Source organism: Desulfosarcina alkanivorans, from assembly GCF_009688945.1.
GTDB lineage: Bacteria > Desulfobacterota > Desulfobacteria > Desulfobacterales > Desulfosarcinaceae > Desulfosarcina > Desulfosarcina alkanivorans.
Genome location: NZ_AP021874.1, coordinates 3,723,778 through 3,736,619, shown reverse-complemented (window position 1 = coordinate 3,736,619; position 12,842 = coordinate 3,723,778). Strand labels below are relative to the sequence as shown.

The following is a 12,842-nucleotide window of genomic DNA, read 5'->3' as shown; positions in this document are numbered from 1 at the left end:
CGACGTCCCACGGCCGGAGGTTTCCGGCAACCGGATGAAATCCCGAACTCCGTTCGACCCGGCTTGACCGAACCGCGTTCAATCCTCAGGGGAAAGCAGTTCGATCAACTTGTCGTTGGGAAGCGGCCGGCTGAACAGGTAGCCCTGGTAAAGGTCGCAGCCCCCTTTTTGCAGAAAGCGAAGCTGGGCCTCCGTTTCCACACCCTCGGCAACCGTAAGCAGATTCAGGTTGTGGGAGAGAAATATCATGGAGGAGACCAGGGCACGGCTTTTGGTGTCTTCGAAAAAATCGATAAAGAAGGACCGGTCGATTTTCAATTCGTCCAAGGGCAGTTTTCTCAGGTAGCTCAGCGAAGAGTACCCGGTCCCGAAATCATCGATGGACAGTTTCAGGCCCAGGTCCTTCAAGCCTTTCATCAGGGCAATCTTGGCGTCGAGATCTTCCAGCAACATGCCTTCGGTAACCTCGATCGTCAGCTGGCAGGGATCGATGCCGCTGCTGCCGACGACGCGCTTGAAAATGGCAGGCATCTCCCTGCTCTGAAACTGGACCGGTGACATGTTGACCGACATGCCGATAGCGGCTTTTCCCGCCTGCTGCCACGCCTTCAACTGCTTGCATGCGCGATGCAGCACCCATTCGCCGATCTGGACGATCAGCCCGGTCTCTTCGGCAAGGGGTATGAATTTATCCGGCGGAATGATGCCGCCATCGTGGGCCTGCCATCGCAACAGGGCTTCCACCCCGGTGATGGTGTTGGTCTGGACATCCAGCTGGGGCTGGTAGAAGAGAATTAATTCATCGCGATCCAGTGCCCGCCGCAGCCGGGCTTCCAGACCCAGGCGGCGTTGATAGCGCGTGTGGATCTGGCGGGAAGAAAATTGAAAGGTGTTTCCCCCCGTGCTCTTGGCATAATCCTTGGCACCCGAGGCCATCTGCAGCATCGTGGCACAATCGGCCCTGTCCGTCGGGTAGGTCGAAATGCCGATGCTGGCTGTCAGATAGAGCTCCGTGTCTTGGATGTATATGGGTTCGTTAACGGATTCCATGATGCTTTCGGCGACCCATGCCGCACTTCTCGCGTTGGTGAGACGATATAGAATCAGGGAAAAAACCCCTCCCTCCAGATGGAACAGGTTCACGGCAATTTTTTTATCGGGTGTCACATCTCCCAGTATATCGACACCCTGGGCCACACCGGCGATGCGCTGAGCCAGCTTTCGAAGCAGTTCGTCACCTGCAAAAAGTCCGAGGGTGTCGTTGATTTTATCGAACTGGTCCAGTTCGATGCTCAATACGGCCAGATTTTCCCGGTTGCGTCTGGCCCCTTTCAACGCCCAGTCCAGGTGCTCCATGAATAAATGCCGGTTGGGCAGTTTGGTCAGGGGGTCGTAGAATGCCAGCTGATCCATGTAGGATTTGGCCGCCAGGGTGTTGCGCACCCGCAGGCGCAGTTCGATCGGATCCACCGGTTTGGATAAAAAGTCCGTCGCGCCAAGGTCAAGTGCCGTCAGTTTGTCGTTATCCTCCGAGGATGACGTCAGGATCAACACGGGCAAATGCCTGAGTTTCGGGTGTGCCCTCACGGATCTCAATATATCGAATCCCGAGATTTCCGGCATCATGAGGTCGAGCAAAAGGAGATCCGGACGCTTTTCCTCGAGCGTGTGCATTGCTTTGGCTGGATTCTCGACCATCACAAAGTGTCGATAACCGGCCTCTTCCAGGAGGATCTGGACGATTTCCATCGTGATGGGTTCATCGTCGACCATCATAATGGTTGCATCCAACAGGGGCTCACCATCTTTCATTGGTTCTGATGAGGCCATCCTGCACGTTATGGTATCCGATCCAAGAGCAACGGGCATGGTTGATTAATCCTTTAGTTGATGCTGGCGACAGGTCTTTTACCCATCGGTCGGTTTTCAGCCTTGCCTGCCGGCAAGGGCGGTGGCGGCACGATGGCTTCCGAAATGATTCTTAACTGGGCGATCACCTGGCCTGCCTGCTCGACCTGTGCTGCTTTGGCACACGCCTGGAGCTGTGCGGCAGGTGCCGTAAAATCGTCGAAACCCATCGTTCCACCGGCTCCCTTCAGCCATTGGGCGATCAGGGTGAGCGCTGGCATGTCTCCGCTTTCCAGAACCCGCTCCGCCCGGCCCAATTCTTCTTTCAATTTCTCTATAAACTGGCAGATGACACCATGGAATCTGGGGTTGGACGCCAGGCGCGACGTCAGGGGGGGGCTTGCCTCGGGGGCTGGTCGGATCGGCTTCATCGGGGTGTCCGAAATGATTTTGCCTGACCGAACGACCTCAGACGGGGGTGCTGTCGGTGCTGAATTCCCGGGAACGACCAGGCGCGCAGCCAGCCCGCTCAGCGCGGTGATCTGTTTGTGGAGTTCCGCGGCACTGCCGTTTTCTTTGGCCAGGGTTTCAAGCTGGCTTGCCGGCACCGTGAAATCATCGAAGCCGACGGTGCCGCCCGACCCCTTGAGCCAATGGGCAAATGCGGAGACCTCGTCCCGGTTCCCCTGGACGAGGGCCTGTCGGGCGGTGTGCAGCTGCTCATTGAGCCGGGCGGCAAAACGGGCGATCAGGCCGCGGAACCGTTCGTTGCTGTCCGGCAGGGTGGAAACGATGGGGGCGGCCTCTGCGGACGGAGGCGTCCCGGCGGTGGCTATCGGTGCGGCGTCGATGGTTTCCGCTTCGGCGGACCGGCCGTCAACCGGCCTGCCCCCCAACAGATCCGCCATCCGTTTCATCAGCCGGTCCAGGTCGATGGGCTTGGAGCAGTAACCGGAGTACCCGGCGTCCAGGCACTCCTGCTCAAACCCGGCCATGGCGTTGGCGGTCAGGGCGATAATCGGCGCTTCCAGGCCCTGCCGCCGGAGCGTCTGCGTTGCCGTGAACCCATCCATGACGGGCATGTTGACGTCCATGAGAATAACGTCATACGATTGCGCGGTGGCTTTTTCCACCCCCACTTTTCCGTTCTCCGCTTCCTCCACCTTCAGCCCGGCCTCCTGCAGCAGCAATCGGATCAGTTCCCGGTTTTCATCCCCGTCGTCCACAACCAGCACCCGCGCCTCGGGGAACTGCCAGGCTGTCTGTTTCCCTGCCGGCTGCACCTGATCCGCCTTCGTCAACTCGTCCGGCTGCAGGAAGGGCACCGCCTGCACATCACCGGTGGCCACGGTCACCGAGAAGGTGCTGCCGACACCCGGCCGGCTCTTTACCCGAATGTCGCCGCCCAGTGCCCGGGCGAACTTGCGGCTGATGGAAAGGCCCAGCCCAGTTCCACCGAAACGACGGGTGATCGCCGAATCGGCCTGGGTGAACGGGTCAAAAATGGAATCAATCTTATCCGCGGCAATGCCGATGCCGCTGTCGCTGATATCGATCTGCAGCTGAGGGTGGGCCGCCGATGCTTGGAAATCGCAGGCCACCCTGACCTGGCCCTTCTCCGTGAACTTGATGGCATTGCCCACCAGGTTGAAGATAATCTGTCGAAAACGCGCCGGGTCGGTCTTGATCTGCCGGGGCAGCGCACGACGCGCCTTGAATGTCAGCCGGATTCCCTGTTCCCGGGCCTTGAGCCCCAGCATCTGGAGCACTTCGTGGATAATGCGATGGGGCTCGGTCCAGGCCGCCTCCACCTCCAGCTGACCGGACTCGACCTTGGACAGGTCCAGGATGTCGTTGATCAGGTCCAGCAGATTGGTGCCGCTGGCGTGAATCGTATTGAGGTAGCGCAAACTGTCCGCCGGGTCTTTTCCGTAACCTCGTTTGAGGATTTCCGTGAATCCGAGGATGGCGTTCATGGGCGTCCGGATTTCATGGCTCATGTTGGCCAGGAAAGCGCTTTTGGCCTGATTGGCGGCTTCGGCCTGCTCTTTGGACTGGCGCAGCTCGATCTCCTTTTTTTCCAGCTGGGTGATATCGTCAAAACTGACCAGCACACCGGCGTACTTGCCGCTGGCACCCAGCACCGGAGAGCAGTTGACGTTGAAGGTCAACCCGCGCCGGTCCGGGCGCCGCAGGCGCAGGATACGGTTGGTCTGGGTTTCGCCGCTCTCCAGTGCCTGGACCCAGGGACGGTCGGGGCGCTTGACCGTGTCGCCCTTTTTATCCATCCATGGCAGGTCACCGGCCCGGTGGCCGAGAAGATTGTCCGATGCTTTACCGAGGAGGTTGGCAAAGGATCTGTTGGCCAGCACAATCTGCTCTTTGTGGTCGAGCACCAGCAGGCCGCCGGCCAATGTGTCCAGGGCCGAGCGCACCCGGCCGGGAATGGCCCGGGAGGGGTCCAGCTGACGCAGCACCTTGCCCAGATAGAAGTAGAAACCGAGATAGCAGAGCAGAACCATGAACACCACCATGCGAAGCATCGGGTGGTGGGCCAGCCCCATGAAGCCGGGCCGGGTCAAGGCTTCGAAACGAAGCTCCAGCTGGCCCCACTTGTTCTCTCCGGACCAGATGGGCACCCGCACCTGGGTGTCCCGGGAATACTCACCGCCCATCACCTGCCATTGACGGGCATGCCCGGCCGTCGCCACCAGCGCCGCACCGTCCTGCCGGCGCAGGGCCAGCGACAGCAGGTCGTGATTCCTGGCCACAAGGCGGTCGAAATCGTCGTTCAGGTAGGTAAACTCCGTGGCAAGCACCGCTGACGTCGTGTGCACGGCAATGGCTTCGGCCAGCGCCGTGCGCCCCTGCCGGACCGCACTGTCCCTGTCCGGGACGATTCCCAGAAAGAAACCCAGCATGACCACGCTGGCCACCAATCCCAGGAGGCCGATGACAACCCGGTGCTTGACATTCAATCGATTCATGGCCGTTAGGTTTCCTCCGTCGCTTCTGTCAGCTCCCCTGTGGGGGCGGGCTTCCCGGGAGCACTGCGGGGTTGGCTTGCCACCATCGATGCCAGCGATTCATCGTCATCGGCGTCCGTGTCGCCTCTTCTCACCGCCAGGACCGGCAACGGATCCAGGATCTGCCAGGCGGGAAGGGATGAGAGCAGGGAACTGAGCAGCATGCCGCCCCGGATCATCCAGACCACATAGCCCACCGACAGGCCCGTGGACACGGCGATGGCGGAGCCCAAAATCGTCTGGTTGACGGCGACGTCGCCGGCCATCTCCTTTTTTACCTCATCCAGGGAATTGACCATGTTCAGGTACGCGCGGGCCGCCGTTCGACGATGCAGGCCGGCATGACGGTCCACCGGGTGCGGCTCCCTGTCCGTGGGTGCTTCTGCCTGGAGACCAGGCGGGTTGCCGGCCTGGCGCCGGGCGATCGATTTGACATAGGTGTCTGCACCCAGGATCCGGCCGACCTGATGGGCGGCCTTGACCAGGAACGGCGACCGCCCGGCGGTGGGCCGGCGACTGGATATCGCCGCTGCCTGGGTTGCCGCCGACGGCGGGGCGCTCGGCTCGGCCGCCGGTTCTGTCGCCGGCGCCTCTTCTTCGGCGATGGGCTCGGGTGCTTTCATGTCGGGAACAGGCGGGGGGCCGGCGGGCTCCCCGCTGTCCGCTGGCGGATCCACCGTGGGCACCTGGGGGGGGGAGATCCCGGCAACCGGCGTTGTGCCGGCGCTGGTGGGGTGTTCCGCGGCGGCCCCGTCATCGGTGTAGCTCGCGGTTACCGTGATCACCGTGCCCACATCGTCCGGGGTCGTGGTGTAGGACGAGCCGGTTGCGCCGGCAATGTCCACCCCGTCACGCTGCCACTGGTAGGCAATGGGGCCGCTGGTTCCATCCGGATCCGTCACGGCGGCCGTCAGCGTCGTGCCCTGGACCGGCGTGGTGTTGTCGATGGCCACCGCACCGGCATCGTTGACGTTGGCGACCGCCGCGGTGGCGGCGCTGGTCAGCGGCCCCTCGCCGGCGCCCTGGGCATCCGTGAAACGGACCTGCAGGCGGATCCGGGCGCCCACATCGCTGTCGCCGAGCACGTAGGTGGCCGAATCCGGGCCCACGTTGTGCCAGGTGCTGCCGCCGTCGCCGGAGCGCTGCCACTGATAGCTGAAGGCTCCCAGGCCATCGGGGTCCCCGATGGCGCTGGTATCGGCGCTCAACGTGCCGTCTTCCTGCGCCGTGCCGATGATCGCCGGGACGCCGGTCGCCGCGTCGTTGACCGGGGTGATCGTGATGCTGACGGTGACCGTGTTGGAGGTGGCCGCGGCCACGTCGTCGATGGTGTAGGTAAAGCTGTCGGAACGGGTTTCACCGCCGTCGTGGGTGTAGACCACCGTTCCGTCGGCATTGATGCTGTCGATGGTCCCGTTGTCCGGACCGGAGACGATGGTGATGGCGGCCGGGTCCAGTCCGTCGTCGGCATCGCTGTCGTTGCCCGACAGATTCAGACGGGTGGTCGACCCCTCGGCGACCGTGAAACTGTCGGCCGTCGCGGTCGGGGCATCGTTTTGCGGGGTGACCGTGATGCTGAAGGTGCCGGCACTGGCGGCGCCGACGCCGTCGTCCACGCTGAAGGCGAAGCTGTCGGCCGTGGTCTCCGAGCCGTCGTGGTCGTAGGTCACCCGGTCGTTGTCGATGTCGTCCTGGGTGAAGCTGTCCGAGGCCGAGAGGGCCATGCCGTTCAGGTACAAGATGCCGTTGATCGGTACGGTAGTGACACTGTAAACCAACTGGTCGGCGCTGTTATCGACATCCGTGGCCTGCAGCATGGCGGCCGTGATGGTGTTGCCCGTGCCGCCCTCGGATACGGTCATGCCCGTGTTGGTGGCCACCACCTGCTCGTCATTGGCTGCCGTGACGGTCAGGGCAACCCTGGCGGCACTTGGCGAATAGGCCGTGGTGCCACCGCCAGGTACAGTATCGGCAACCTCCGGCGCGCCATTGATGGAGGAGCTGCCCGTTGTTTGATCCCAGGCCCGAAAATCAAAACCGACGATTTCGCCATTGGTGCCATCGGGCAGATACCGAACCCAGGTGGTCTCCGACAGGAGCAGGGCGGCATTTGGGTTGACGGTGCCAAAATCAGTCCATCCGCTGACACCGTTCGTGGAATACTGCCAATTGCCCAGGCCGGTTGTATCGAAAACGGCTATGCCTACTATGTCCCCATCCCTATCGTTGACCGTTATGGATGCATCGGAAACAATGGTGCTGACCTGTACTGCGGCACTGATGGTGTCCTCATCCGTGCCGGCTATCGTGCAGCTGCCGCTTGCCGTGGGGGCATCGTTTTGCGGGGTGACCGTGATGCTGAAGGTGCCGGCGCTGGCGGCGCCGACGCCGTCGTCGACGCTGAAGGCGAAGCTGTCGGCCGTGATCTCCGAACCGTCGTGGTCGTAGGTCACCCGGTCGTTGTCGATGTCGTCCTGGGTGAAGGTATCGCCCAGAAATAGGGCGGCGCCGTTCAGGTAAAGGGTGCCGCTGGCCGGAATCCCGCTGAGGGTGTAGACCCGCTGATCGGCCGTGTGGTCGGCGTCGGTGACGGCCAGCATGGCCGCGGTGACCGTGTTGCCGCTGCTGCCCTCGGCGACGGTGATGCCGGTGTTGACCGCCAGGGTCTGTTCGTCGTTGACCGGGGTGAAGTTGATCGTCGCCGCCACCGGTCCGTCGGAGAGCAATCCATCGGAAACCGACACGTTGAATGCGGGCGCCAGTTCGTCGCCATCATCGACGAACAACACGTCACCGGCGTCGATCTGGGCCTTGGTAAAGCTGGTCACCGCCACACCCGGTGCCCCGGCAATCTCGAACCGTCCGCCGCTGACCGACGACACGTTGAATACCAGGCCGCTGTCCGCATCATTCAGATCGCTGGCCGACAGCATCGCAGCCGTCAGGGTCACGGTCTGGTCCTCGTTGACCACCAGTGTGCTGCTGTCCAGCGTCGGGGCCGCATTGCCAGTGCCCGGGGTGACCGTTAGCGTAAGGCCATCGAGATTCTCGCTGCCCGAATCAAAATTCACGTCGTTGCCACTGACGTCATCACCATCAAATACCAGGGTCGCGACCCCCTGGGCGTTGCCGGCACCCGAACCCAGGGTGGTCTTGTTGACCTGCAATGCGACGATGTCCTGCTGGTCGGCCGCCTGTGCGGTGGTACCAATGCCGTCGCCGTCATCGGCATCCAACGTCACCAGGATGGTGCCTGCATCGAAATTATAGCCACCGCCCGAGATGTCGGTCTCGACGATATCCAGACCATGGATTTTGTCTTCGATATCCACGCCCGCGTCGTCACCTTCGATCAGACGCTGCGCGGTCGGGTAGCTTCCGCCAACCGTCGGGTCGAGGGTGCCGGTTTCCAGCAGCCAGATGTCGTTGTCCTCGGCCCCGCCCGAGCGCGCCAGCAGCAGGTCGCCCGCCTGCAACTGGACGTCGCCCACCCAGACGTCCTTCTCGACCAGGGACAGCCCGCGTATCTCGGCGCCGTCCCGGAACGGATCGCTGAGCAGCAGGTAGAAGTTGCCCACGCTGTAGTCGCCGGGGGTGTCAGGACGGAAAAAGAAGATATCCGTCTTGTCGACGGTGAGGTCGGACGGCGGGAAGGCGCCGTTGCTGGAAAAGGTTTTGTAATTGGATGTGGTCAGAAGCAGATCGCCGGCCTGCAGGGTGATCGCATTGCTGCTGCCGATCGTGACGGTGCCGGTCACGAAGTGCATGCCGTTGACGTTGGCGTCGGTGGCGAAGTTCGACGAATCGAAGGCGATGCTGAAGGTGCCGTCGGTGGCGGCCTCGCCCAGGCTCAGGTTGGGGGCGGCCTGCTGCAGGATGTCGCCCTTGCGCCAACCCGTGCCATCCAGTCCGGGCGCCCCGTTGGAAGCGCCCACATCTCCATCCGTGCTCACCCACAACACCCCTGAACCGGTCTGGCTGAAGGTCACCATGGCTGGCGCGGCGGCCGTGCTGGTGCTGCCGTCGGTCACCGATATCTGGTAGGCCGGCGCGAGTTCGCCGCCGTCGTGGATAAATACCACGTTGCCGGCGGTGACCGCCGACTGGTCGAAGCTGGTGATCGGCGTGGCGGTGTCCGATAGGAAGGCAAACCAGCCGTTGCTGACCCCCGATACATTGAACGTCAGACCGGCGTCGGCATTATCGGCATCGGTCGCTGACAGCATCGTGCTGTCGAGGACGATCCCGCCGCCCTGGTTGATGCTGATGGCGTTGTTGCCCGGCACCGGCGCAGTGCCGCCGGCGGCCTCGACCGTCACCGTCGAGGCGATGGCCAGGGTTGCGGTGTCGTCACCGCCGTTGGCCGTGCCGCCCGAATCCACCAGACGGGTCAGGGTGACCGTCCGGCCCCCTATGGTCGGGGTGCCGCTGTTGTGCTGATAGCTGATCCCGTCGACGAGGGTTTCGAGCTCCGCAGCCGACAGCGTGCCACCGCTCAGGGTAACCGTCGCGGTGACCCCGATAACGCTGACGTTGAACAGCAGCCCGTTGATCGCGGTCGTACCCGTCGTACCGTCGGCCAGCGCAATCTGATTGCCGTCGATGTTGAGAATCTCGTTGCCGCCGTCCACCGCATCGGTCACGGTCAGGACCAGCGTGCTCAGTGTCTGTCCGACCTCGACCGTGCTTGCGCTGGTGCCGCTGAACAGTCCAGAGGCAGCGCCGCCTTCGGTGAAGATCGGATCATCGGCGGAAGCGGTCAGGGTGGGGGCGTCGTTGACACCGGTCACGGTGATGCTGAAGGTGCCGGTGGTGGCGGCCCCGACGCCGTCGTCGACGCTGAAGGCGAAACTGTCGGACAGGGTTTCTGAATCGTCGTGGTCGTAAGTGATCAGATCGTTGTCGATGTCGTCCTGGGTGAAGGTGTCGCTGTCCGCCAGGGCCACGCCGGAAAGATACAGGGTGCCGTGGGTCGGTGCGGTGGTCAGGGTGTAGACCAGCTCGGCGGCGGTGTTGTCGGCATCGGTGGTGGCCAGCATGGCGGCGGTTACGGTGTTGTCGGCGCTGCCCTCGTCCACGGTGATGCCCGTGTTGACCGCCAGGATTTCTTCGTTGTCGTTGACCGCCGTGACGCTGATGGAAAAGGTGCCCGTAGTGGCGGTTCCGGCGCCGTCGTCGACGCTGAAATCAAATTCGTCGGAAAGGTTCTCCGAGTCATCGTGGTCGTAGGTGATGCGAGCGTTGTCGATATCATCCTGGGTGAAGGTGTCCGTGGCCGCCAGGGCCGCGCCGGAGAGGAACAGGGTGCCGTGGGTCGGTGCGGCGGTCAGGGTGTAGACCAACTCGGCGGCGGTGTTGTCGGCATCGGTGGTCAGCAGCATGGCGGCGGTGACGGTGTTGTCGGCGCTGCCCTCGTCCACGGTGATGCCGGTGTTGACCGCCAGGGACTCCTCGGCATTCGTCGCCGTTAAGCTCAAAGTGATTTTAACATTGTCAATATAAATATAATCATTTACTTGGGCTACTCCTTCAGCGTAAAGCAGAATTCGGGTTTCCGTAGAGATATAGGAGCTGACATCAAGCGATTCGCTCTGATAGGTTGAATCGTCGGCCACACCGCTATAGCGTCCAATTTCATCCCAGGTGCCAGGCGCGTCTCCCACAGGTACACCACCGGTTCCACCCGCGGTCTGGACATAGACCACGAGGTGGTCATCAACCTCCAGATCGGCACGGACATAGTCGAAACTCAACGAGGCGGAAACGGCGCCACCGAGATCAACCTCGCGCCAGACACCGCTGTCATTTTTTATGCGTAGCTCCACATTACCGCCGCCGTCACCGCTGAATTGGTCATGGACCTGTGCCAATCCATTGCTAGCTCCATCAGCTTCATTGACCTCCTGCCAGCCATTGATCCAGGGCAGCGCCCCATCGTCGCCGGCGAACGATCCATCGGTGTCGAAGCGGTCGAGATAGTCCGCCGTGCCGGCCGCGCTCGCCCCAACCTCGAAGGCGCCGATGTCCGGGCTGCCGTCGCCGCGCAGGAAGCCGCGCTGGTCGGTGATGGCCATCAGCGAACGATCGGCCGTGTCGATGGCTTCGGCGGCCGCCGGGGCGTGGGTCATCAGGTCGCCGCCGTTGTCGGCGAGGCCGCCGAGAAGCGGGTCGACATTCTGGTCCGTTCCGATCAAGCCGGTGACATCGGCGATATCTTCAACGATGTTGTATCCGGAACTGGAAACGACCCCATGAATGTCATTCCCCGACCCGCCGGCGCTGTTACCCGCAAAGATACTGTTGGCCATATCCAGCATACCACCGGCTTGAAACAGCCCGCCCCCCTGGGTAAAAGAGGTGTTCAGCGCAACGGTAACATTGCGCAGCGTGGCAACCCCTCCATTATAGAGGCCGCCGCCTTCGGCGTCGGTCGAATCATTGCCGCTGACCGTCACATTGGCCATGCGCAATGTCGCGCCGACGGCGTTGTATAAGCCGCCGCCCAAATCGGCGGTGTTGCCTTCGATCAAGGTGTTGACAATGGTCAGGTCGGCCTGGTTGTAGATCGCGCCGCCATCGCCGCCAAATGCGCCGGTGTCGTTGCCGGAAAACCAGGCATTGGCGATCGAAACCGACGGTGTGTTGGCACTCCCGTTAATGAACAGCCCGGCCCCGTCCGGACCACCGAGCCCGGTATAGCCATCTTGAATTTTGAGGTTGGAGAAGGAAACGGTGATCGCCGCGTCATCGTGCACCTCGAAGACGCGGTTGGACTCGTTGCCGTCCACGATGGACTGTGATGGCGATACACCCACAATCGATAAATCGTCGCGAATGTCGAAGTCACCCGTGTTGTCAGCCAGTCCCGTGCGGGTAATGCCATAGGTGCCGGACCCCAGGATAATGGTATCGGCGCCGGTATCGGCGTTGGCCGCCTCGATGGCCTCGCGCAGGGAGATCGCCCCGTCACTGCCCGGGGTGGCCGCCAGGGCGGCCAGGGAACTGGTATCGGCATCGCCGTCAAGGGTGTCACTGGTGGTGGTCACGGTGATCTGGCCGAGCACCTGGTCCCAGTTCTGCTGCAGCCATGGGGTAACGGCGACGCTGTTTTCGAGGGTGCCGACACGGTATTCGAGATGCCAGTCGCCGCCGTTGGCGCGATTGCCGGTGGGGTCGACCGACGCCGCGACATCGGCCCCCGTCATGGCGGCCAGGGTGTCGATGAAGGCCCGGCCGTCGGGTGTGGCGGCCACATCGCAACCGTAGATCAGGATGTCTGCCGACCCGTCCAGCGCAGTGGACCAGCCGGCGATCGCATCGGCATGGGCGTCGAGGCTGCCTGCGGTCAGCGCGGTGGATCCCAACTGGATCTGTCCCTCGGATCCATGGGACAGGATGTGCAGGGCGTCAATGCCCTGCCTGCCGGCCAGGGCGTCGCTGACCTGTTCCACGCCATCGCGGCCGCTGTCCAGCACGAGGACCTCCAACGCCCGGTCATCACCGGCGGTCGCCAGAATATCGTCCACCAACGGTCCATGGTTCCGGATGCCGGCATCGACGACGACCAGTTCCAGCTGCGTCTCCCTATCCGGTTGCGGGTAAGGACTCGGGATTTCGTCATTTTCGATCCGGCCAGGGGCGGCGCTGCAGCCGGCATGGTCGGCAGGGATGGTTTCCAGCGCAGGGCTGCCGGCCAGCAGGTCCACAGTCGAGCCGCTGCCCGGCGGACCCTGGTTCTGGTGCTCGAAGACCGCAACGGATCTTCCGGTGCGCTCATAAATTGCCACGGTGTCCTGGGCGAAGTCGCTCCGGGGGCCGGCCTGGATGTCGGGCGCAGGGCTGTCCATCCCCGTCCCCCAGCTTCCGGACAGCAGGATCCGGGGCTCGAGGGGCTCGAAGTGGATTCCGATACCCTTGTGATTGGGCTCCCTTTTGATCGGTTCTCCCTTTTTTCGCATGACCTCTCTC

At 62.7% G+C, this 12,842-nt stretch carries 3 protein-coding genes; all 3 read right to left on the bottom strand.

Annotation, left to right across the window (positions count from 1 at the left end; all coding sequences use genetic code 11):
• Positions 1-78: 78 nt before the first annotated feature.
• Positions 79-1,812, bottom strand: a complete 1,734-nt coding sequence (locus DSCA_RS16400) for a GGDEF/EAL domain-containing response regulator (RefSeq protein WP_167527813.1) — start codon at positions 1,810-1,812, stop codon at positions 79-81.
• Positions 1,813-1,883: 71 nt separating this feature from the next.
• Complete coding sequence (locus tag DSCA_RS16395; protein WP_155317447.1) at positions 1,884-4,835, bottom strand: response regulator; 2,952 nt, start codon at positions 4,833-4,835, stop codon at positions 1,884-1,886.
• Between the two features lie 5 nt (positions 4,836-4,840).
• Complete coding sequence (locus DSCA_RS16390; RefSeq protein ID WP_155317446.1) at positions 4,841-12,832, bottom strand: cadherin-like domain-containing protein; 7,992 nt, start codon at positions 12,830-12,832, stop codon at positions 4,841-4,843.
• Positions 12,833-12,842: the final 10 nt, after the last annotated feature.